Origin of the sequence: Corynebacterium sp. HMSC067D03 (assembly GCF_001811185.1) — a bacterium.
Taxonomy (GTDB): Bacteria; Actinomycetota; Actinomycetes; order Mycobacteriales; family Mycobacteriaceae; genus Corynebacterium; species Corynebacterium coyleae.
This window is the reverse complement of the sequence record NZ_KV803839.1, coordinates 92,216-114,592: the sequence shown is the minus strand read 5'-3', so window position 1 is coordinate 114,592 and position 22,377 is coordinate 92,216. Positions and strand designations below refer to the sequence as shown.

Here is a 22,377-nt window from a genome sequence, read left to right as displayed (position 1 = left end):
CCCGCGAGCCGATAGGAGCACCATACGTCAAGCCAACCGACTTGTATCCCTTTCGTTACATAAAGTTGATCAAGTCAAGTCTTGTCACATGATTCACACGCGCCTCACCTGCATGTATTGACACGCTTATTTGATGTGTGAGTTTGCTCACATCCAAGGTTACCGAACCGTTACTTATATGTTTTGACGTGGGCAAATGGCGAAATAAGGGCCGCGGAGCAGGCACCCTTCAGCAACCCGAGATGCTCCTGGCATTAATTCCGTCAAGTCTTGCAACTTGTCTAGCGCGACGGCTTTGGGCGCCGCGCAGCGATCGCGAGGAGGGCAAACGCGACCAGCACCACCCCAACAACTACCGGCCACATTGGAGAGAAGGAACTCGCCTCCCCTGTAAACGCTTTCAGTCCTTCGACATAATCCGCATGCGACATCATCGCGAGCTCCCCTGTCTCTATCTGCGCACGACTCAACTCTTCGCTTACCCCCACTGCGGTGTGGGGTGTGCGGATCAGCACCGTTGAATATTCCGTAGCGTTTGCAATGTCCTGGGCAAGATCTCGGAGCTGGGCAACCTTTTCTGGAGTGCGCTCTAAAACGACTACTGCGGCAGGGTCAATCGAATCCGAATGCGGCGAGCTCAGCACGCCTTCAATGCCATTTCGCAGGTCATCGTTTACCGGATTCTCCGTACCAAAAGCCACGGCAGAGGTTTCAAGCTGGCCGATTAGCTCGTCCAATGTCGTCTCCGGCTCCACGATTACTCCTTCATGCCAAACTGCTGGGCCGATTCTAATCTGAGTGATTTTGCTGTAGTCGATAAGCAAAATATGAAAACATAACGAACGTACTGTTATCATCAGTACGGATCTATGGCGGGTCGCTTAGTATGGGACTTGACCATAGGGTCATCATCCCTGTTTTTGATTACGACGAGGAATGGAGCTCACCGTGGCAGAAAGCAAGAATTCCTTCGGTGCCAAGAAGACGCTCGAGGTTGGCGGTAAGTCTTACGACTACTTCGCTCTCGATGCTGTTGAAGGCATGGAGAAACTCCCCTACTCCCTTAAGGTGTTGGGCGAGAACCTCCTGCGCACCGAGGACGGCAAGAACGTCACCGAAGACCACATCAAGGCCATTGCAAACTGGGACCCGTCGGCAGAGCCGAGCGTTGAGATCCAGTTCACCCCAGCACGTGTGCTGATGCAGGACTTCACGGGCGTGCCGTGTGTCGTCGACCTTGCCACCATGCGTGAGGCCGTATCGTCGCTCGGCGGCAACCCGGATCAGGTCAACCCCCTGAACCCGGCAGAGATGGTTATTGACCACTCTGTGATCATCGAGGCCTTTGGTTCCACCGACGCCATCGAGAAGAACGTAGAGATTGAGTACCAGCGCAACGAGGAGCGCTACCAGTTCCTGCGCTGGGGTGCAGAGAACTTCTCTAACTTCCGCGTTGTCCCACCGGGAACCGGCATCGTCCACCAGGTCAACATCGAGTACCTCTCCCGCGTTGTCTTTGACAACGACGGCGTTGCATACCCGGACACCTGCATTGGTACCGACTCCCACACCACCATGGAAAACGGCCTGGGCATCCTTGGCTGGGGCGTCGGCGGTATCGAGGCTGAGGCAGCGATGCTTGGCCAGCCGGTCTCCATGCTCATCCCGCGCGTTGTCGGCTTCAAGCTCACCGGCGAGATTCCGACCGGCGTGACCGCAACCGACGTGGTGCTGACCATCACCGAGATGCTGCGTGAGCACGGCGTGGTCCAGAAGTTCGTCGAGTTCTACGGCAACGGTGTCAAGCAGATCCCGCTGGCAAACCGCGCCACCATCGGCAACATGTCCCCAGAGTTCGGCTCGACCTGCGCGATCTTCCCGATCGACGAGGAGACCATCAACTACCTGCACCTGACCGGTCGTAACCAGGAGGACATCGACCGCGTCGAGGCATACGCCAAGGCACAGGGCATGTGGCTTGAGCAGGACGCTGCGGAAGCTGAGTACTCCGAGTACCTCGAGCTCGACCTCTCCACCGTCAAGCCGTCTATCGCTGGCCCGAAGCGCCCGCAGGACCGGATCCTGCTCGCGGAGTCCAAGGAGACCTTCCGCAAGCAGCTGCCGGACTACAACACCGCTGGCGAGGGCACGTCCGAGCCGGTTCGTGCAGCAAAGGTCGACAGCGTCTCCTACAACGAGTCTTGGCCGGCAAACGGCGAGTCCGCTGCTGTGGGTGCTGAGGGCCGCGCTTCCAAGCCGGTCATCGTCGAGTCCCCACAGGGTGGCGAGTACACCCTCGACCACGGCTTCGTCGCAATTGCTGCAGTCACCTCCTGCACCAACACCTCCAACCCGTCCGTCATGGTTGGCGCTGCCCTGCTCGCACGCAAGGCTGCTGAGAAGGGCCTGAAGGCTAAGCCGTGGGTCAAGACCATCATGGCTCCGGGCTCCCAGGTTGTCGACGGCTACTACGAGCGCGCAGACCTCTGGAAGGACCTCGAGGCTGTTGGCTTCTACCTGTCCGGCTTCGGCTGCGCATCCTGCATCGGCAACTCTGGCCCGCTGCCGGCTGAGGTCTCCGAGGCTGTCAACGAGTTTGACCTCACCGCAACCGCAGTGCTTTCCGGCAACCGCAACTTCGAGGGTCGTATCTCCCCGGACGTGAAGATGAACTACCTCGCGTCCCCGCTGCTGGTCATCGCTTACGCCATCGCCGGCACGATGGACTTCGACTTCGAAACCCAGCCGCTCGGCCAGGACGCAGACGGCAACGACGTCTTCCTCAAGGACGTCTGGCCGTCCACCGAGGAGATCGAAGAGACCATCGCTGGCACCATCTCCCGTGAGATGTACGAGGCTGACTACGCCGACGTCTTCAAGGGCGACGCACAGTGGCAGGGTCTCGACATCCCGACCGGCAAGACCTTCGAGTGGAACGAAGACTCCACCTACATCCGCAAGGCACCGTACTTTGACGGCATGCCGGAGGAGCCGGAGGATGTCAAGGACATCGAGGGTGCTCGCGTTCTGGCGAAGCTGGGCGACTCGGTCACCACGGACCACATCTCCCCTGCTTCCTCCATTAAGCCGGGCACCCCGGCTGCGAACTACCTCGATTCCCACGGTGTTGAGCGCCAGGACTACAACTCCTTCGGCTCCCGTCGTGGCAACCACGAGGTCATGGTTCGCGGTACCTTCGCAAACATCCGTCTGCGCAACCAGCTGGTTGATGAGCAGGGTGGATTCACCCGCGACTTCACCCAGGAGGGTGCACCGCAGGCATACATCTACGATGCTGCGATGAACTACGCCGAGAAGAACATTCCGCTCGTCGTCCTTGCTGGTAAGGAATACGGCACCGGTTCTTCCCGTGACTGGGCTGCTAAGGGCACCAACCTGCTTGGTGTGAAGGCAGTTATCGCCGAGTCCTTTGAGCGCATCCACCGTTCCAACCTGATCGGTATGGGTGTTCTGCCGCTGCAGTTCCCGGAGGGCCAGTCCCACGAGTCCCTCGGCCTCGACGGCACCGAGACCTTCACCCTGTCCGGTATCACCGACTTCAACAAGGGTGACATCCCGGCAACGGTTCACGTCAAGGCTGAGAAGGACGGCGCTGACGCTGTCGAGTTCGACGCTGTTGTCCGCGTGGACACCCCAGGTGAGGCTGAGTACTACCGCCACGGCGGCATTCTGCAGTACGTGCTTCGCCAGATGGTCAAGAGCTAGTCAGCTCTCCTGACGCCATCGCCGCGAAGGGGCCACCGCACTACGCGGGGCCCCTTCCGCATTTTTACCCCCTAATCCTTTGTTTCCGCACTCCGCTAGTCTTCGACCACTTTTGACCTAGAACTACGCCAAGGAGCACTGACATGCCTATCGTGAGCGAGGCCGAGCTCGCACGCCGCCGTAGCGAGATTATCGATACCGCACGCAAATGCTTCGCCCATTACGGCTACGAGGGCGCCACTGTTGCACGGCTCGAGGAAGCCACCGGTAAAACCCGAGGCGCGATCTTCCATCACTTCGGAGACAAGGAATCACTGTTCCTTGCTATTGCGAAAGCGGACGCGGAGCGCCAGGCACAAGTGGTCAGTGAGCAGGGTTTGGTTGAGGTCATGCGTGGGATGCTCCACGACACTGAAGCAAACGATTGGTTCACCACCCGTGCGGAAATCCTGCGGAGACTGCGAACTGACCCGAAGTTCGAAGCACGCTGGCGGGAACATCAAGAGGTGCTCGACCAGGCGGTGCGCACGCGCTTGGAATCGAACAAGCATATGCGCGACGACGTCCCCGTGGAGGTAGTGCAGACCTACCTGGAGACTGTTCTCGAAGGGTTTATCACCAAACTCGCTGCCGGTGAGCCTGTGGAACGCCTCGAATCGATGCTTGACATCGTGGAGCAAGCCGTTCGGCACCCAATGAATCAGGAATAGACCGAGCGGTATAGAGTAGCCGGCATGGCTAAGCTCCTTTTCCTTTCACTTCGCAACGGCGAGATCGGCCCAGATGTCGCGCACGCCGAGTATCACGACACGCTGCGCGCAACTGGCCTCAGCGAATTGGATATGGAGCTTCGCATCATCAATTCGCCTGACGCTGAATTAGGCCCGCTCGACACGGTCAGCGGGATTATCGTCGGCGGATGCTCGCTGAACGTCACCAATGAAGAACGTGGTGCCTGGCACCTGCATATCGACGACGTGCTATCCACCGTGGTTGCATCTGGCAAGCCCGTCTTTTTCGTCTGCTTCGGCATCTCCTGGCTCGTCGACCACCTCGGCGGCACCGTTGGGTGCACCTCGCCTGAGCCTTCTGGACCTACCATCGTTGACGTGACAGCCGAAGGGGAGCTTGACCCCGTAGTCAGTGGCTCCGGCACGTTTACCGCGCTGACGGGACATACAGAGAACCCCGTAGAGTTGCCCAATTCGTTGACCGTGCTCGCTACAGGTCCCTCCTGCCCAGTGCAGATGGTGCGTTACGACGACCACGTGTGGGCCACACAGTTTCACGCCGAAATGGACGCCGACGCCATGCGTACACGCATGGATTTCTTCCACGACTACGGCTACTTCCCTGCCGAGGAGTACGCCCGCATCGTCGCAGATCTGCCCAATCACGACGTCAGCCGGGCAAACCTGCTTCTTCGCAACTTCGCCCGGCTGTGCCGCGAGGACTACTTTTCCCTCGACATTTAAAGTCCTGCGACTGACCCGCTGCCACCCTCAAAGTCCAGCGGGTTACGTGCAAACGGCTCGCCACGGCCAACCGATTCGACGATCACATCTGCTACGAGCTCTCGAGGGGTTTCGGATTCGGTGCCACGTGGTTCGTCGAGAAGCGCGATGCCCTCTGCTGGGTCATCGGTCAGCAGCGTTGGGCCGACGATCTGGTGTGGCAGGCTCGAATCAAGCAGGCGCCGATCAACGGCCTTCTTCGACTCAACGTAGGCGTACCACGAACCGCCATCATCCTCAGTGGAGGCCTCGGTGGCACCTGCATAGGACACCATGACGAGAAAAGGAGCGAACTCGTCTAGCTCTTCGAGCGCGTCGATCATCGTCATCGCAGCGTCGCGATCCACCGCCCAGCTCCGCTCCGCAGATCCCCCGCCTGCGCCCGCGGACCAGACAACCACATCGAATGGTGTAAGGAGGCGTGCCCATCCCTCCTGGTCGAGAGTGGTGAGATCGCGAACGATGACGGTGGCGCCATCGTCGACAAGCTGCTTGGCGTGGTCAGGATTCCGGACAAGAGCACTAACGTTATGGCCATTGCCCACTAGTTTGGGCACAGTGAAGCGCGAGACGTTTCCACCCGCACCGAGAACAAGTACATGCTGAGTTTTCATAAATGCGACCTTAACGCACATTTCCTGCCTATACTTTTCGCATGCATGCAATTATTACAACCACAGGTAAGGATCGCCCGGGCGTGATTGCAGCGGTATCGAAAACCGCAGCCGACCAGGGCCTTAACATCGTAGATGTATCGCAAACCATCATGGATGACTTCTTCACCATGATCATGCGCGTCGAGCTCCCCGAAGGAAATGTTGACATGGGTGTCCTCCAGGACGCCTTCGACGCCTGCGGCAAGCCGCTCGGCATGGTAGTCCGGATCCAATCTGAAGCACTCTTCAGCGCTATCAACGACATCTAAGGGAGTTCCGTGAAACTCGAGTTTTCTGACGCACGATTCCTCGACGTCATCCGGATGATCGAGGACTACCGCCTGGACATCCGCACCGTAACCATGGGCATCTCACTCATCGGTTGCACCCGCGCCACGATGGAGGCCACCGCACAGGCGGTTTACGACCGCGTCACCGAACGCGCCCGCGACCTCGTTCCCGTCTGTGAAGGCATCGAGCGCGAGCTCGGCATCCCGATTGTGAATAAACGCATCTCGGTCTCCCCCGTCGCACTTGTTGCAGCAGGTGTAGAGGGTAGCCCGGTCGAGATTGCGCGAGCTCTCGATCGCGCTGCAGCCGAACTCGGTGTGAACTTCGTCGGCGGCTACTCCGCACTCGTCGAGAAGGGCGGCACCCGCGCCGACAAGAACCTGATCTACTCCATCCCGGAAGCTCTGGCGGAGACCAACAACGTCTGCAGCTCCGTCAACATCGCATCCTCGCGCGCCGGCATCAACATGAACGCCGTGGCCAAGATGGGCGAGATTGTGAAGGAAGCGGCGGAACTGACCAAGGACCGCTCCTCCATCGCCTGTGCGAAGCTCGTCGTCTTCGCCAACGCAGTCGGCGACAACCCGTTCATGGCCGGTGCATTCCACGGCATCGAAGAACCAGACACCGTCATCTCTGTCGGTGTGTCGGGCCCAGGTGTCGTCGACAATGCTATTGCTCCGCTCAAGGGCGCAACGCTCAACGAGGTCGCCGAGGAGATCAAGAAGGCCGCGTTCAAGATCACCCGTGCGGGCCAGCTCGTCGGCACCCTTGCTGCTGAGCGACTTGGCGTCCCGTTTGGCATCGTCGATCTCTCCCTTGCGCCTACCGCAGAAATGGGCGACTCCGTCGCACACGTCCTCGAACGCATGGGGCTCGACCAGGTCGGCACCCACGGCACAACCGCAGCGCTAGCCTTGCTTAACGACGCCGTGAAGAAGGGCGGCATGATGGCATGCTCCCGCGTCGGTGGCCTGTCAGGCTCGTTCATCCCGGTCTCCGAGGACAAAGGCATGATCGACGCCGTAAACTCCGGTGCGATCTCCATGGACAAACTCGAGGCAATGACCTCCATCTGCTCCGTCGGCTTCGACATGATCGCAATCCCAGGCGACACTTCTGCCGAACTCATCGCCGGCATGATTGCCGACGAAGCGGCAATCGGTGTCATGAACCATAAGACCACCGCAGCACGCCTGATCCCCGTGCCGGGCACCAAGCCTGGCGACGAAGTCAACTTCGGCGGCCTCCTCGGCTACGCACCGGTCATTCCGGTAAACAAGGTGGGCAACGACGAATTCATCCACCGTGGCGGATTCATCCCCGCACCGGTGCACGGGTTTAGGAACTAATTAGTTCCTCCGACTTCTTGACCCTGACACAGTGTCAGGGTTGAGAATGGTCGTGTGAAGATTTCAGAAGTCGCTGCAGTCGCAGGCTGCTCCGTGCGGGCCGTGCGTCACCTGCATACGAGTGGCGCAGTTCCCGAACCTGCTCGGACCAGTGGTAACTACCGCAACTATTCCGTATCCGATCTCGCGGCGGTCCTTCGCGCCAGAGCACTTATCGACGCCGGCGTTCCGGTATCTGAAGTCCAGAGCCCGAAGGCCGTAGAGCAATCGCTCGTCCTTCTCGACGAACGCATCACACAGCTCCAACGGCAAAAACAGCGCCTTCTCGCCCTGTCTATATCGCCACATGGGACCCCGGACGACATCCGTTTTTCGCTCGGCTCCTTAATCGATGATTCGTCACTTTTGCGGATCGAACTGGATTCATGGGATCTCATGGCCCTTACCGGCGTTGCTACGCCGGACACTTGGGAGCAGCTCCGGAAGAATCTTCAAGATCCCAGCTGTCTCGCCGCAGCTCGAAAGGCTGCGGACCTCTGGCTAAAACTCGGTGAATTGCGGCCTGGAGACCCTTCCGTCGAAGTAATCGTCGATAGGCTGCGCCCGCTGGCGCAAGCCGGACTGATGCGAGACATTTTCCCCACCCTCAGCCCCGGAGACGTGCCACTTGCGTCGTCGGATGTACCTACGAAGGGCGCACAGGGATTAGTGCTTCAAGTGCTGGCAGGTGATCCCCTTGCGTAGCTTCCTCCGCTTGTTCCGAAAACACCCCGGCTTCCGCCTGACCAAGTATGAACTCGGTCTATACCGAGATCTCTTGCGTTGGATCCGCCGGGAGACACTCATCCCCGAAGAGGCTACGGCGCTGCCCCATCAACCTGGTCGATTGCAATTGCTTGGGATGGTCACAGCGGTGCTTGCCGTCGAGGCAGTCGTTGTCCACCTTGTACTGCCTGCAGGGGCCCTTCGTATTGCCGCGTTGCTGGTGTCGCTGTGGGCAGTGGTGTACGTGTGGGGCTTGATCGCCGCGGAGCGAATTCGTCCTAGCTATTACGACGAGAACGTCTTCGTTTTCAGGCGCGGCCGGACACTCTTCGCGGAATTCCCAACGGCTTCGGTGCAAAGCATGTCGGACGAACCTTCTTACTCATCGGCGGTCGAGATCGTCGACGGAGTGCTTACTCTGGGCGGTCCTGCTGGAACAGACACACTCATGCGCCTGAGCGAAGAGGTACGGGCCTACCCCGACCGCTATCCCTGGCAGCGGCCCGACCCCCAAAACATCAGCAAGATCCGCTTTTACCGCGGATCCTCTGCCGTGGGACCTAGCGCTTCTTCCCAATGATGAAGTAGCCGACCCAGCCCAACGTGTTCACCGCACCGATAATCGGAGTCCATAGCCACTTTGGACCACGGATCTTGTTGGAGTTGGTGCGGGCAAGGTCACGCAACGCGAAGGCCTTGCCTGCCGTATCGATCGTGGCCAAGACGCCAGCGATGGTCTTCTGGTCAGAGGACAAGCTGTTCCATGCGTCCTTGATGGTGTCGATGAACTCATTGTTTTTAGCCATGGCTTGAAGTTTAGCCGGTTGGGTTGATCGTCGATAAGCGTGTTGCTATTCTCGCAAAATTTCGAATATTTCTTTTATCTAGGGTCCAATGCACAATATAGTGATCAAACACTTGTGCGATCAGTGTTTAGCTCATTACGGTCACTGGTAACGCAATTTTTACGATCTAAGGAGCGCAGAAATGTTCCCAGAACCGCTGCTACATGTCATAACCGAACGCAATGAATGCGAGCCTGTCGGCGCAACATTTCATCTTCACGGGGATGGATTCGCATTCATACTCGAATCTATTTACGCATATCGGATCGACGCAAAAAATCCGACACGGGGACTCGGCGACATCGCAAATCTTCTCGGCCAACTTCCAGAGCCTTTATCCACACAATATGTGGACACGCCTTACCTCGATGAGCTCTGCGAAAAATACCTAATCCTCGACTACGCCCGGCGCGAAGTGACGCTCAGGATCGACAATTATAAGCCGGACCGTTGCACGTTTGACCATGAGAACGTTAAGCCACTTTACGAATTGGCTCGTGCTCACAACACGGACATGTATATGCAGCCGCCGCCACTTCTTGAACGCAAAGTCATACGCGTTATCTCAAAGCGCAACGGCGAGTACTGCTCTGGCCTGGATATCCTGCTTCCGACCGATGGGAACAGGATCCTGACCAATCTGCTTTCACTCCGGGATGATGGATCCGTTACTGCGGAGATTTTGGCGCAAACCCTATTCCACTGGGAGCCACCACACGTCCAGATTCGCCCATTCCAAGATGCATTGCTTGGCGACGAATACGAGAACGAAGTGAAACCACACTTCCCGAGCGACCATCCCTTCCTCACCATTGATTCGCCGGAAAATTCATTGCGCCTGAGCGATAGCTCCGGCCGGTTGATCATGGTGGTCGATGTCAACGAAGACTCGATGAACCGCATACATGAACGGCTGATACAACCACGCCGAGAATCCATCGCATCTAGCTTTCTTGCCGCTGTGCCCTGGACCGACTCCATCCCTACATCTGTTAAAGGTCCGTTCTAACACTGATTCCGATTGCGAGAAAGGAGAGAAACCATGTCAACGGATCTTTCGCGCCACGTCGACACCATCTCCCATGCCCTTTTCGCAATCAAGGACCTCTTTCACGACCCGGCAACGTTGCACTTCGACGACATCCACGAAGAAATGGAACGCTTTGAGGCAGCCTTCAACGTCAAGGCAAGCCTCGACGCCTTTTTCGCCTTCCTCTGCGAACGCGACGAAGCTGGCCGCACCGTCGGCGCGAAACATCCGACCCAGTATTTGCAGAAGAAGCTTGGTCTTGACCCCAAGGAAGCCTACGACCGCCTCGCCCGTGGCCGCGACTACTACGGCGAGCCCGACTGCGAGCAGACCACACAGGACACTGCTGATGGAGACCTCTTCGACTCCGATGCTGAATCCATAGTCGACGATGCCGCACACGCGGCGGCGAAAGCAGCTGCACAGCAAGCGGCACGCGAACAGGCGCGCCGCGAGCAGGAAACGGCACGCCGAAACGCCGAGCGCGTTAACGCCGAGAAACAGCGCGTGATCCGCCTCGAACTGGATCGCCTCGTTGAGGCTGCTAAAGGTGCTCGTGCTCGCCTCCAGGCTAAGGCGCTCGAGGAGGCTCCGCGCCGTACCGTCAAAGACCTCCGCGCAACCGTACGACGCTGGGTCGAAGAAGCCAACCGCGAACACCTCGACCCGGCGAATCCGAACGCAGGGATGGAAAAGCGCGGACTCCATATCGGGCCGCAGCGTGCCGACGGCACCCACAAGATCACCATCGACGCAACCGCCAGCGACACCGCATTGTTCAAGGCGCTCACCGATAAGGGGCTAGCGCCAAACTCAAACATGCCAAAGGATGTCGACGACTACCGGTCCCCAGCACAACGGGCCTACGACCAGTTCGCAAAAATGCTGAAGCACTACGACACGTGCCAGAAGCCAACGGGTGGCGGCTGCGCATCTGTCGTCGTCTCCGTGACGCTCGACGAGATCGCCGATGCCTCCCCAACCACAAGGTTTCAAACCAATACCGGCATCGACCTCACCGCGTTCGACCTCGTCCGCCTCGGCATGGACGGTACCGCTGATTTCATCCTGACCGTTGATGGCGCCACCGCACTGCCGTTGAACCTCTACCGCACAAACCGCCTTGCATCACTGGCGCAGAGGATCACACTGCTCGCGGTGCAGGGCGTATGTGCCTGGACGGGGTGCACCGCCCCGCTGACCCAGGCCGAGATCCACCACATCACCTCGTGGCTGCAGGGCGGCGACACCAACATCGACAACCTCGCCGCACTCTGTAGAACCCATCACCGGTGCAACAACGACTTCAAAGACCACAGAAATAACACGAGTCACATCGAACGGGACCACGCAGCTGGTCGTGCCGGCGTGAAGCAACCCGGGTCCACCGAAATCAGGTTCAATCATGCCGATGCTGCAGAAAACTCAGCCGTCAATCGGATCCGTAAACGAAACCACCGACTGAACACAGCCACAGCGAAACCACCACCGCGCGAGCCTGCCGAGCCGCCATCATGGGCTAAACACCAATCCCCTTACCCGCCGTTTTAGGCTGCCACCGGAAACTCGCCTGCCTCGAACGTTGGTGGGCGCTAGCCTGCCCAAGCCCCAATGGCGAATTGCTAAGCCAGCTCGACGATCTCCATGTACTCGTCGCTCCACATATCTTCATCGCCCTCCGGCATGATGATGACCCGCTCTGGCTCGAGCGCCCGCACCGCACCCGGATCGTGGGTGACCAGCACCACCGCTCCCGTGTACGTCTTCAGCGCATCGAGGACCTGTTCGCGGGATTGTGGGTCGAGGTTGTTGGTGGGCTCGTCGAGAAGCAACACGTTCGCACGCGAGGAAACCAGCGTCGCCAGCGCTAGGCGAGTCTTCTCGCCGCCAGAAAGGGTGCCCGCCGGCTGATCGAGCTTGTCGCCGGAGAACATGAAGGCACCAAGCAGCCCACGCAGGTCCTGTTGGCCAGCGTCGGGGCAAGCCTCGATCGTGTTTTCCCACACCGACTTGGAGCCGTCGATCGTGTCGTGCTCCTGGGCAAAGTAGCCAATCTTGAGGCCATGGCCGGAGACGACGCCACCCTCCCCGTCGGTGCGCTCCACCCCGGCGAGCAGCTTGAGCAAAGTAGTCTTGCCCGCACCATTCGTGCCGAGAACGACCACCCGGGATCCCTTGTCCACCGCAAGATCGACGCCCGCGAAGACTTCGAGCGAGCCGTACATCTTTGTCAACCCCTTGCCGAAGAGCGGGGTCTTGCCGCACGGCGCCGGCTCAGGGAACGAGATGGAGGCGACCTTGTCGGCGACGCGGACCTCGTCGAGCTCCCCCATCATGCGCTCGGCACGCGCCAGCATCTGCTTCGCCGCGGCCGCCTTAGTGGCTTTCGCGCCGAGCTTGGCGGCCTGCTTCTGCAGGGCCGAGGCCTTCTTCTCCGCGTTGGCGCGCTCGCGGCGTCGCCGGGCCTCGTCGAGGGCGCGTGCGTCCTTGTACTTGGAAAAGCCCATGTTGTACACGTCGGCCTCCGCGCGGACGGCGTCGAGGAACCAGACCTTGTTGCAGACAGCGTCGAGTAGCTCGACGTCGTGCGAGATCATGATCAACCCGCCCTCGTGCTTGGACAGGAAGTTACGCAGCCAAGTGATGGAGTCGGCGTCGAGGTGGTTGGTGGGCTCGTCGAGAAGCAGTGTCGTCTTCGACTTACCCGATCCCTGCCGGGAGGCAAACAGGATCTGCGCCAGCTCGACGCGGCGACGCTGACCGCCCGAAAGCGTCTTGAGCTTCTGATCAAGCACCCGCGCCGGCAGCCCCAAATTGTCACAGATCTGCGCCGCCTCAGCGTTGGCCTCGTAACCGCCAAGGGCCTGGTAGCGCTCCTCCAGGCGAGAGAACTTCGCAATCGCGTTGTCGCGCTCCGTCCCGTCGGTCTCCTCCATGATCTTCTGCTGCTTCGCCATGGAGCGTTGAATCTGATCAAGCCCACGGGCCGAAAGCACACGGTCCCGAGCGGTCTGCTCGATGTCGCCTTCCTTGGAGTCCTGCGGAAGGTAGCCGATCTCGCCCGCCCGGGTCACCGAGCCGCCGTATGGTTCGGTCTCCCCCGCCAGGATGCGCATCGTCGTTGTCTTACCGGCACCATTGCGGCCGACGAGTCCGATGCGGTCGCCGGGTTGGACGCGGAGGTGCTGGCCTGGGGCGTCGAGAAGCGTGCGCGCGCCGACGCGGACCTCGAGATCATTCGTAACAATCACGGGGCACCACTCTATCAACCACCCCTAAACGAAAATTCCCCGCCACAGTCAATCCGTGACGGGGAAAGATCAAGATAGATGTCTAGACAGCGAAGCCAAGCGCACGCAGCTGCTCGCGGCCCTCTTCCGTGATGAACTGCGGGCCCCACGGCGGCATCCATACCCAGTTGAGCTCAAGCTCGTCGACCGCGGTATTCGACACCACCGCATTGGTGGCCTGCTCCTCGATCACGTCGGTGAGCGGGCACGCCGGCGAGGTGAGCGTCATGTTGAGCACCGCGACAGTCTTACCCTCGCGCTCCTCGATCCACAGGTCGTAGACCAGGCCGAGGTCAACAACGTTGATACCCAGCTCCGGGTCGATGACGTCGTGGAGGTACTCCTCTACTTCACCGACCAACTTGAGTTGCTCTTCGGTTTGCTGTGGTCGCTCGGACTGCTTGTTCGATTCGGTCACAGTTACTCCTTTTCTTCCAATGCATCCGACGTTGCCGCCTGGAATGCCTTCCAGCCGAGCAGCGCGCACTTGACGCGGGCCGGAAACTTCGACACACCCGAGAAGGCGACGCCATCGCCGATCATCTCCGCGTCGCCTTCGAGGGTGCCGCGGGAGGTGATCATCTCGTCGAAAGCTTCGAGCTTCTTCATTGCTTCAGCAACCGGCAGCCCGATGACCTCCTCAGCCATCACGGAAGTCGAAGCTTGCGAGATGGAACACCCCACTGCTTCGTAGGAAACGTCCTCGACGGTGGAGCCGTCTTCGGACAGGTGCACGCGCAGGGTCAGCTCGTCGCCGCAGGACGGGTTGACGTGGTGCACCTCCGCCTCGTATGGCTCGCGAAGCCCGGCGTGCTGCGGGTTTTTGTAATGGTCCAGGATGACTTCCTGGTACATGGATTCGAGGTTCATCGTGCGAAAAACTCCTTCGCCTTGGCAATAGAGGCCACCAGCGTGTCTACCTCGTCGAGAGTGTTGTACAGGTAGAAGCTGGCCCGCGAGGTCGACTGCAGGTCGAGGCCCCGGTGGGCCGGCCACGCACAGTGGTGGCCGGTGCGGATCGCAACACCTTCAGCATCGAGCACCTGGCCCAAGTCATGCGGGTGGACGCCGTCGACAGTGAACGAGATCGCGCCACCGCGATTCTCCGCCGTCAGCGGGCCAGCGATGCGCAGCCCGTCGATCGCCTGCATCTGCTCCAGGGAGTACGCGGTGAGCTCATGCTCGTGGGCTTGGATCTCGTCCATTCCGATCTCGGTGAGGAAACGCACTGCCTCACCGAGCCCGACGACCTGCGAGGTCATTTGGGTTCCCGCCTCGAAGCGCTGCGGGGCGGGCGCGAAGGTGGATTCCTCCATGCGCACAACCTCGATCATGGAGCCACCGGTCAAGAACGGCGGCAGATCGTTGAGGTGCTTGGAGTACACCGCGCCCACGCCACTGGGCCCGCACATCTTGTGCCCGGAGAAGGCAGCAAAGTCTACGTCAAGGGCATGGAAATCCACGGGCATGTGGGGCACGGATTGACAAGCGTCGAGCACGGTGAGAGCCTCGACAGCCTTGGCGCGGCGCACCATCTCCTCGACATCTGCAACTGCACCGGTGACGTTTGACTGGTGGGTAAAGGCGACCACCTTGACGGAGTTGTCGAGCTCAAGCGAGTCGAGGTCGATGCGCCCGTCCGGGGTCATCTTGTACCACTTCAACGTCGCGCCTGTGCGACGGGCGAGCTCCTGCCATGGCACCAGGTTTGCGTGGTGTTCGAGCTCGGTGATCACGATCGTGTCCTCGGGCCCGACCGCGAGCGAGCCCGCCCGCGAGTCACCCAGGACGTACGCAACCAAGTTCAGGGCTTCGGTGGCGTTTTTGGTGAACGCGATCTCGTCGTTACGCGCGCCTACGAACGCCGCGATCGCCTCGCGGGCTGATTCGTAGGCGTCGGTCGCCTCCTCTGCGAGAAGGTATGAACCGCGGTGCACGGGAGCGTTGTAGCCGAGCACGAAGTCGCGCTCAGCGTCCCACACCCGCTGCGGGCGTTGCGACGTCGCCCCCGAATCCAGGTACACCAACGGTTTGTCGCCGCGCACGGTGCGCCCCAGGATCGGGAACTCTTGCCGGATTGCAGATACGTCGAGCGCCATTAGATGAACTTCTCGTAGCCTTCAGCCTCGAGCTGGTCAGCGAGGGAAGCGTCGCCGGTCTTGACGATCTTGCCGTCCGCGAAGACGTGGATGAAGTCCGGCTTGACGTAGTTCAGGATGCGCTTGTAGTGCGTAATCATGAGCACTCCGCCACCGGTTTCGTCCTGGTAGCGGTTGATGCCCTCAGAGACGATGCGAAGCGCGTCGACGTCGAGGCCGGAGTCAGTCTCGTCCATGACGGCGAACTTCGGCTTCATCAGGGAAAGCTGCATGACCTCGTGGCGCTTCTTCTCACCACCGGAGAAGCCTTCGTTGACGGAGCGCTCGGAGAAGGAAGCATCCATCTGGAGTGCCTCGCGCGCTGCGTTGAGCTCGGAAACCCACTCGCGCAGCTTCGGAGCCTCACCGCGCACTGCGGTGACAGCGGAGCGCATGAAGTTCGAGGAGGACACGCCTGGGACCTCGACCGGGTACTGCATGGCAAGGAAGAGGCCTGCGCGTGCGCGCTCGTCGATATCCATCTCCAGGATGTTCTCGCCGTCGAGGAGAACCTCGCCTTCGGTTACCTCGTACTTCGGGTGGCCGGCCAAGGTGTAGGCAAGGGTGGACTTGCCAGAGCCGTTGGGGCCCATGATGGCGTGGGTTTCGCCGCCCTTAATGGTCAGGTTGACGCCCTTGAGGATGGGCTTCGGCTCCTGGCCTTCCTCGGACGGAAGGACGTTGGCGTGCAGGTTCTTAATTTCGAGGGTGGACATAGAAGCTCCTTTTAGTTTTCGTTGCGCTCGAGTTCGCCGGCGACGCGGGCGATGAGGTCTTCACGGACCGACTCGATTGGGATCTGGTTGAGGACCTCGTTAAAGAAGCCACGGATGATCAGACGGGTGGCGTCTTCCTCGCGGATACCGCGGGAGCGCAGGTAGAACAGCTGGTCGTCGTCGAAGCGGCCGACGGTTGCTGCGTGGCCTGCACCAGCGATTTCGCCGGTTTCGATTTCCAGGTTCGGGATCGCGTCGGCGCGTGCACCGTCGGTAAGCACCAGGTTGCGGTTGGTTTCGTAGGTGTCAGTGCCTTGCGCCTCCGCGCGGATGAGCACGTCGCCGACCCAGCAGGTGCGTGCCTCGGGCAAGCCGGAGGCCTTGTCGCCTTGGAGGGCGCCCTTGTAGAGCACATTGGAGCGGCAGTTCGGTACACCGTGATCGACGAGCAGGCGGTTTTCGATGTACTGGCCAGCGTCGGCGAAGTACACGCCGGTCAGTTCGGCGTCGCCGCCCGGTGCTTCGAAGGACACGCGTGGGGAGATTCGCACGACCTCGCCGCCGAAGGTGGCGACATGGTGGCGCAGGGTTGCATCTCGCTTGACGACGATCGCCTGCTGGCCAACGTGCACCGCATCAAGATCCCAATTGGCGTCGATGACGGCGTTCACACGGGAGCCCTCGCCGATGACCCAGTTGACGTTGTCGGCGTGAGTACCGGATCCCTCGTAGCGCACCAGCACGGTTGCGCCGGAGTTTGCGCTGGTCTCGACAACGATGGTGCCAAACGTCGTGACGTCTGCGCCTGCACCGGTCACAGTGATGGTGATTGTGTCGTTGAGCTCGACGTTTGCTGGCACCGATACCAGGGTGGCGTTTTCGGAGGAGGTCCACGCCTGGGCGGCGATGCGGTCGACGGGGGCTCCGGCGGCGGTCACGCGGTCGTCGTCAAGCGCAACTTGCTCAACGGTTACCTCGGACGGAGCGTCAACGGTGATCTGGGCGGGAGCCTGCGGTGCGAACTGGCCGTTGTGCAGGCCGCGCAGGCGACGTAGGGAGACGAAGCGCCAGACCTCGTCGCGGCCGCCTGGGACCTCGAAATCCTCGACATTGAAGGAGGAGAACAGGTCGCCCTTGTTGTTATGTGTGGTGGCGTTCTTGACGGTTTCAGCCATTTAGCCCACCGATCCTTCCATTTGCAGCTCGATGAGACGGTTCAGCTCGAGGGCGTACTCCATTGGGAGCTCCTTGGCGATCGGCTCGACGAAGCCGCGCACGATCATGGCCATTGCCTCTTCCTCGGCGATGCCGCGGGACATGAGGTAGAACAGCTGATCTTCGGAGACCTTGGACACCTTCGCCTCGTGGCCGAGCGTGACGCGGTCGTTACGAATGTCGTTGTAGGGGTACGTGTCCGAGCGGGAAATGTTGTCAACCAACAGCGCGTCACATTCCACGTTAGATGCGGAGTTGTGCGCGTTGGCGTTGACCTGGACCAAGCCACGGTATGCGGCACGGCCACCGCCGCGGGCGACGGACTTGGACACGATCGACGACGACGTGTGCGGAGCCATGTGCGTCATCTTCGCACCGGTGTCCTGGAACTGGCCCTCGCCTGCGAAGGCGACGGAGAGCACCTCGCCACGGGCGTGCTCACCGGTCATCCAGACGGCCGGGTACTTCATGGTCACCTTGGATCCGATGTTGCCATCGACCCACTCCATGGTCGCGCCCTCTTCAGCCTTAGCACGCTTGGTGACCAGGTTGTAGACGTTGTTCGACCAGTTCTGAATGGTGGTGTAGCGGCAGCGGCCGCCCTTCTTCACGATGATTTCCACCACCGCGGAGTGCAGGGAGTCCGACTTGTAGATCGGAGCGGTGCAGCCCTCGACGTAGTGCACGTACGCGTCTTCGTCGACAATGATCAACGTGCGCTCGAACTGGCCCATGTTCTCGGTGTTGATGCGGAAGTAGGCCTGCAGCGGGATGTCCACGTGGACCCCCGGCGGGACGTAGATGAAGGAGCCACCAGACCACACTGCGGTGTTCAGCGCGGAGAACTTGTTGTCGCCGGCTGGAATGACGGAGCCGAAGTACTCCTTGAACAGGTCCTCGTGCTCACGCAGCGCGGTGTCAGTATCGACGAAGATGACGCCCTTTTCCTCCAGGTCCTCGCGGATCTGGTGGTAGACAACCTCGGACTCGTACTGTGCTGCAACGCCTGCAACGAGGCGCTGCTTCTCTGCCTCGGGGATGCCCAGCTTGTCGTAGGTGTTCTTGATGTCCTCCGGCAGATCTTCCCAGGAGGTCGCCTGCTTCTCGGTGGAGCGGACGTAGTACTTGATGTTGTCAAAGTCGATGCCGGAGAGGTCTGCGCCCCAGGTCGGCATCGGCTTCTTTTCAAAGATCTCGAGCGCCTTGAGACGCTGGTTCAGCATCCATTCCGGCTCTTCCTTGATGCCGGAAATGTCGCGGACAACGTCCTCGTTGAGGCCGCGTCGCGCGGATGCGCCGGCAACATCGGAGTCGTGCCAGCCGTAGTTGTAAGCGCCGATGGACTCGATGATCTCGTCGTCGTTCATCGGCTTTTCAAGACCTGGCGTTGGCTTCGCTTCAGTCATTGTCAGCCGCTCCTTTCGTTTCGTTTCCCGCCTTTGGGGCGAGAGGGATGTTAGTCGTGCAGATGCCGTGTCCGTCCACAATAAGGGCGAGCGGTTGCACATGCGTATCGACGATGCGCGCAATGGCCTCGTGTTCCGCCTCGCACAATTCTGGATGCTCAGCCGCTACCGCGGAGACTGGACAGTGGTGTTGGCACAGTTGGATACCTGCTGGCGTACGCCTGACGGTGGGCTCGTATCCGTGGGCTTCGAGCGCGGCAGCAACAGCTTGCACTGCTGCTTCCGGGTCGTCACTGTCAGCACCAGTCTGGACATCTGCGAAGATGCGTTCGGCCCTCCTGCGAGCGAATTCACGCACCGCTTCCTCGCCGCCGATAGATTCGATCACATCAACGGCCTCAAGTGCGATGGTGTCGTAGCTCGTACCGAACTCTTCTCTGCCCTTGACGGTGAGCTGGAAGTGCTTTGCCGGACGGCCGCGGGATGCCTGATCCCCTGCTACCGCACGCGGCGGGCAGGTTTCTGCCATCCCTTCTTCAACGAGTTTGTCCAGATGGCGTCGTACGCCGGCGGGCGAAAGTCCAAGCTCGGTGCCGATTTCGGCCGCCGCAACGGGCCCTTGTTTGAGCAGGATAGACATCACCTGCGAACGGGTTGTTCCGTTCGCGCGGTATGCAGTGTCTTTCTCTGCCACCATGCAACCCCTTTCCTTGGCTCTCTGCTCGCCTTTACACAACACTAGTGTGTCGTAATTATTCCCGCCGAAGCAGGTCTCCTTGGCGTGGCGCGCACCAAGTAAGCTCTAGCGACGTGACTGCCCAGCCTCCCCGCTCGCCGAGATTGCCGCGTCTGCGGCGCCCTGGCCGTGCGGTCCTTGCGGAGTTTCCCCACATGGGGCGGCCCGGTTCGCGTTCCTCGGAACTGCACAATCCGTCGCCCGGGTTTGATGGTGGTTCGTCCATTCCACAACCGTCTTACCGGGAGCGGGACCGGTTTTTCCTTTTGCGCTGGCTCGGAGCCCTGGGCGCGTGTCTCATCGCGCTCGGTGGTTTAGGTGGCGGGGCGCTCCCAGTCGTCGATAATCCGTGGTTCGCCTTCCCCTTTGGGGCGACCATGAGCCGAATGATGCTGGCTTCTAACGCCATCGTGCTCATCGGCGTGGGCATGCTTGTCGCGTCATGGCTGATTATGGCGCCGTTTGTCGGCGCAGGTGGGCACGCACCACGCATCGGAGCACCGGCGCTGCAGCGCACGTTCGTCGCATGGGTGCTGCCATTAATGTTGACCGTGCCCCTGTTCACTCAGGACATTTATTCTTATTTGGCTAACGGCGCGATTGTGCGCATGGGCCTTGACCCGTACGCCGCCGGGCCAGTAGAGATCCTCGGCGTCGACCACCCACTGGCCAGATCTGTGCCGTTCATTTGGGCGCACTCTCCAAGCCCGTACGGGCCGGTCGCACTCGGCATCGCGGCGTTAATTTCCATTGTTACCGCCGATGCAGTGTTTTGGGGGGTCTTCCTGCACCGTGTGCTTTCTGTCGCGGGATTGCTCGCAGCATCGTGGGGGCTGCGCGCCCTTGCGCAACGGTGTGGCGTCAACGCCTCGGCTGCGCTGTGGCTCGGCCTGCTCAACCCACTGACCATCCTGCACCTGGTCGGAGGTATTCACAACGAGGCGTTACTGGTCGGCTTCGTCCTCGTCGGCCTCGAGCTCGGGCTCAGAGCAGTCGATCCGATCCGAACTGGCGACGCAACGTTCCGTACCTGGATCACCCTGATAGCATCGGGCGTTCTCCTCTCCTGTGCGGGGTTGGTGAAGGTGACCGGGTTCATCCCGCTGGGGTTTATTGGCATGGCGCTCGCGCGCAGTTTTCACCTCAAGGGAGTCTCTACGGTGCGCTCCATTGCGCGGGCAGTCGCCGTGCAAACGCTTATTTTCTTAGCGACGATCACACTCGTCTCCCTCGGTACCGGCATCGGGTTCGGGTGGGTGACGGGACAGGGCGGTGCTGCGTCGATACGCAGTTGGCTCTCGCTGACCACCGACATCGGCGTCATCAGCGGATTCATTGGGATGCTGCTGGGACTTGGCGATCAGACCGAGGCGATACTCGTCATTACGCGTGGCGCAGGGCTCGCCGTAGCTGCAGCGTTCGCGGTCCGCATGTTGTGGGCCACGTTCAAGGGCACGATCCACCCCGTCGGCGGGCTCGGCGTATCCATGCTGGTGCTCGTGATTCTGTTCCCGGTGGTGCACCCTTGGTATCCGCTCTGGGCGATCTTGCCGCTAGCGGCTTGGGCGAACCGGTTCTTTTTCCGGGTGATTGTGGCGTCTTATAGCGCGGTTTTTAGTTTCCTTGTACTCCCGCGCGGGCTGGCACTGCCGCCGTTTGCTGTGGTGACAATCTACGGGTCTGCTGCTGTTGCGTTCGCTGCGTTGGTGCTCGTTGCCTGGTTGGGTTTCCGGTACTGGCGGGGCCGCGGGCTAGACTGATCGGCCATGAGTGATCTTGCTCTTGAAGTCGACAATGTCGTCAAGGAGTACGGCGAAAAGCGGGCTGTCGACGGGCTGACGTTTACCGCGCGACGTGGTGAACTTTTGGCACTGCTCGGCCCGAATGGTGCCGGCAAAACGACGACGATTGAGATGTGCGAGGGGTTTACCACACCAACCTCCGGGTCTATCCGGGTGCTTGGCATCGACCCTGTTACGCAACCGCAGAAGGTCCGTGACCGCATCGGCATCATGCTGCAAGGGGGCGGATCCTATGCGTCGTTGAAGGTTCGCGAGATCCTGCAGCTCGCTGCGCGGTACAACACCAATCCTCACGACCCGGACTGGCTTATAGAGCTGCTCGGGCTTGAAGGCGTAGCGAAGACCACGTACCGCCGCCTGTCGGGCGGCCAACAGCAGCGACTGTCGCTCGCGCTCGCGATGATTGGTCGCCCAGAACTAATCTTCCTCGACGAACCCACTGCAGGCATGGATGCCCAGTCGCGCCTCGCAGTATGGGACATCATCCAGGCGATGAAGCGTGACGGCACCACTGTGCTCCTTACCACCCACTTGATGGACGAAGCGGAAACGCTCGCCGACGACGTTGCGATCATTGACCATGGCAAACTCGTCGCCCAAGGCTCCCCAGCGGAGTTGACCAGTCATGAGGAGTACCCGGTTGTTGCTGTCCGCACGGACCGTAAGCTCGATGTGCACCTGCTTAACGACGAACTCCGAGCGCTCGACATTACCGCCGAGGCAGTCAGCCCTCAGCGCTACCGAATTCTTGGCGCCGGTTCCCCGGCCGTCATCGAAGCGCTTGCGCGAAGTGCTGCCCAGCAAAACGTGCTGATCCGGGATTTGTCGATGTCGCACCGCGACCTTGAGGACGTCTTTTTGGATATCACCGGACGAGAGTTGAGGAGCTAACGCA

22 protein-coding genes are annotated in these 22,377 nt (G+C 60.4%); 11 read left to right on the top strand and 11 right to left on the bottom strand.

Annotated features, from left to right (window positions below; translation table 11 throughout):
- Positions 1 to 281: 281 nt before the first annotated feature.
- Positions 282 to 755, bottom strand: a complete 474-nt coding sequence (locus tag HMPREF2785_RS09205) for an Rv1476 family membrane protein (protein WP_083279523.1) — start codon at positions 753 to 755, stop codon at positions 282 to 284.
- Positions 756 to 948: 193 nt separating this feature from the next.
- On the opposite strand from HMPREF2785_RS09205, the gene acnA reads away from it, so the two are divergent.
- The 3 genes from acnA (at position 949) to HMPREF2785_RS09190 (ending at position 5,201) form a co-directional block, all read left to right on the top strand.
- Positions 949 to 3,726 carry an aconitate hydratase AcnA gene (gene acnA / locus HMPREF2785_RS09200; protein ID WP_208856595.1) on the top strand — a complete coding sequence of 926 codons (2,778 nt, stop codon included), beginning with the start codon at positions 949 to 951 and terminating at the stop codon, positions 3,724 to 3,726.
- 143 nt (positions 3,727 to 3,869) lie between these two features.
- Positions 3,870 to 4,436 carry a TetR/AcrR family transcriptional regulator gene (locus tag HMPREF2785_RS09195; RefSeq protein ID WP_070570340.1) on the top strand — a complete coding sequence of 189 codons (567 nt, stop codon included), beginning with the start codon at positions 3,870 to 3,872 and terminating at the stop codon, positions 4,434 to 4,436.
- Positions 4,437 to 4,460: 24 nt separating this feature from the next.
- The gene (locus tag HMPREF2785_RS09190) at positions 4,461 to 5,201 is read left to right on the top strand and encodes a glutamine amidotransferase-related protein (RefSeq protein ID WP_070615042.1); all 741 of its coding nucleotides are present in this window, start codon (positions 4,461 to 4,463) and stop codon (positions 5,199 to 5,201) included.
- Here the strand turns inward: HMPREF2785_RS09190 and HMPREF2785_RS09185 are convergent.
- Positions 5,198 to 5,854 (bottom strand): NAD(P)H-binding protein, encoded by a 657-nt coding sequence (locus HMPREF2785_RS09185; protein WP_070615040.1) that lies wholly within the window; start codon positions 5,852 to 5,854, stop codon positions 5,198 to 5,200. The genes HMPREF2785_RS09190 and HMPREF2785_RS09185 overlap by 4 nt on opposite strands.
- Before the next feature lie 41 nt (positions 5,855 to 5,895).
- On the opposite strand from HMPREF2785_RS09185, the gene HMPREF2785_RS09180 reads away from it, so the two are divergent.
- From HMPREF2785_RS09180 to HMPREF2785_RS09165, 4 genes are read left to right on the top strand one after another with little or no spacing between them, the layout of a single operon-like run.
- Positions 5,896 to 6,165, top strand: coding sequence for an ACT domain-containing protein (locus tag HMPREF2785_RS09180; RefSeq protein WP_070423148.1), 270 nt, complete (start codon positions 5,896 to 5,898; stop codon positions 6,163 to 6,165).
- Between the two features lie 9 nt (positions 6,166 to 6,174).
- Positions 6,175 to 7,539 carry a PFL family protein gene (locus HMPREF2785_RS09175; protein WP_083279522.1) on the top strand — a complete coding sequence of 455 codons (1,365 nt, stop codon included), beginning with the start codon at positions 6,175 to 6,177 and terminating at the stop codon, positions 7,537 to 7,539.
- A 54-nt stretch (positions 7,540 to 7,593) separates the two neighbouring features.
- Positions 7,594 to 8,283 carry a MerR family transcriptional regulator gene (locus HMPREF2785_RS11635; RefSeq protein ID WP_083308953.1) on the top strand — a complete coding sequence of 230 codons (690 nt, stop codon included), beginning with the start codon at positions 7,594 to 7,596 and terminating at the stop codon, positions 8,281 to 8,283.
- Positions 8,276 to 8,884: a hypothetical protein gene (locus HMPREF2785_RS09165; RefSeq protein ID WP_070615182.1), complete on the top strand. Its 609-nt coding sequence runs from the start codon at positions 8,276 to 8,278 to the stop codon at positions 8,882 to 8,884. Before HMPREF2785_RS11635 ends, HMPREF2785_RS09165 begins: the two co-directional genes overlap by 8 nt.
- Here the strand turns inward: HMPREF2785_RS09165 and HMPREF2785_RS09160 are convergent.
- Entirely contained in the window at positions 8,865 to 9,110 is a 246-nt protein-coding gene (locus HMPREF2785_RS09160; protein WP_083308126.1) for a PLDc N-terminal domain-containing protein, read from the bottom strand. The genes HMPREF2785_RS09165 and HMPREF2785_RS09160 overlap by 20 nt on opposite strands.
- 181 nt (positions 9,111 to 9,291) lie before the next feature.
- Between HMPREF2785_RS09160 and HMPREF2785_RS09155 the strand changes: the two genes are divergently transcribed.
- Together HMPREF2785_RS09155 and HMPREF2785_RS09150 are read left to right on the top strand one after the other, a co-directional pair.
- Positions 9,292 to 10,158: a hypothetical protein gene (locus tag HMPREF2785_RS09155; protein WP_070615036.1), complete on the top strand. Its 867-nt coding sequence runs from the start codon at positions 9,292 to 9,294 to the stop codon at positions 10,156 to 10,158.
- A 33-nt stretch (positions 10,159 to 10,191) separates the two neighbouring features.
- Entirely contained in the window at positions 10,192 to 11,730 is a 1,539-nt protein-coding gene (locus HMPREF2785_RS09150) for an HNH endonuclease signature motif containing protein (protein WP_070615034.1), read from the top strand.
- 71 nt (positions 11,731 to 11,801) lie between these two features.
- On the opposite strand, the gene HMPREF2785_RS09145 is transcribed toward HMPREF2785_RS09150, so the two are convergent.
- The 8 genes from HMPREF2785_RS09145 to HMPREF2785_RS09110 form a co-directional block, all read right to left on the bottom strand.
- Entirely contained in the window at positions 11,802 to 13,430 is a 1,629-nt protein-coding gene (locus HMPREF2785_RS09145; RefSeq protein WP_070615032.1) for an ABC-F family ATP-binding cassette domain-containing protein, read from the bottom strand.
- 82 nt (positions 13,431 to 13,512) lie between these two features.
- Positions 13,513 to 13,887 (bottom strand): metal-sulfur cluster assembly factor, encoded by a 375-nt coding sequence (locus HMPREF2785_RS09140; RefSeq protein ID WP_070423143.1) that lies wholly within the window; start codon positions 13,885 to 13,887, stop codon positions 13,513 to 13,515.
- 2 nt (positions 13,888 to 13,889) lie between these two features.
- Positions 13,890 to 14,339, bottom strand: coding sequence for a Fe-S cluster assembly sulfur transfer protein SufU (gene sufU, locus HMPREF2785_RS09135; RefSeq protein ID WP_070484813.1), 450 nt, complete (start codon positions 14,337 to 14,339; stop codon positions 13,890 to 13,892).
- Positions 14,336 to 15,568, bottom strand: a complete 1,233-nt coding sequence (locus HMPREF2785_RS09130; protein ID WP_070615029.1) for a cysteine desulfurase — start codon at positions 15,566 to 15,568, stop codon at positions 14,336 to 14,338. The genes sufU and HMPREF2785_RS09130 overlap by 4 nt, the downstream gene beginning before the upstream one ends.
- Positions 15,568 to 16,323: a Fe-S cluster assembly ATPase SufC gene (sufC, locus tag HMPREF2785_RS09125; protein WP_070484815.1), complete on the bottom strand. Its 756-nt coding sequence runs from the start codon at positions 16,321 to 16,323 to the stop codon at positions 15,568 to 15,570. The genes HMPREF2785_RS09130 and sufC overlap by 1 nt, the downstream gene beginning before the upstream one ends.
- A gap of 11 nt (positions 16,324 to 16,334) precedes the next feature.
- Positions 16,335 to 17,498 carry a Fe-S cluster assembly protein SufD gene (gene sufD, locus HMPREF2785_RS09120; protein ID WP_070615026.1) on the bottom strand — a complete coding sequence of 388 codons (1,164 nt, stop codon included), beginning with the start codon at positions 17,496 to 17,498 and terminating at the stop codon, positions 16,335 to 16,337.
- On the bottom strand, positions 17,499 to 18,944 hold the full coding sequence (sufB, locus tag HMPREF2785_RS09115; protein WP_070615024.1) for a Fe-S cluster assembly protein SufB: 1,446 nt from the start codon (positions 18,942 to 18,944) through the stop codon (positions 17,499 to 17,501).
- Positions 18,937 to 19,641 (bottom strand): helix-turn-helix transcriptional regulator, encoded by a 705-nt coding sequence (locus HMPREF2785_RS09110; RefSeq protein ID WP_070423137.1) that lies wholly within the window; start codon positions 19,639 to 19,641, stop codon positions 18,937 to 18,939. Before HMPREF2785_RS09110 ends, sufB begins: the two co-directional genes overlap by 8 nt.
- 194 nt (positions 19,642 to 19,835) lie before the next feature.
- On the opposite strand from HMPREF2785_RS09110, the gene mptB reads away from it, so the two are divergent.
- Complete coding sequence (mptB, locus tag HMPREF2785_RS09105; protein WP_141750680.1) at positions 19,836 to 21,440, top strand: polyprenol phosphomannose-dependent alpha 1,6 mannosyltransferase MptB; 1,605 nt, start codon at positions 19,836 to 19,838, stop codon at positions 21,438 to 21,440.
- Positions 21,441 to 21,446: 6 nt separating this feature from the next.
- Positions 21,447 to 22,373 (top strand): ABC transporter ATP-binding protein, encoded by a 927-nt coding sequence (locus tag HMPREF2785_RS09100; RefSeq protein WP_070615017.1) that lies wholly within the window; start codon positions 21,447 to 21,449, stop codon positions 22,371 to 22,373.
- Positions 22,374 to 22,377 lie beyond the last annotated feature (4 nt).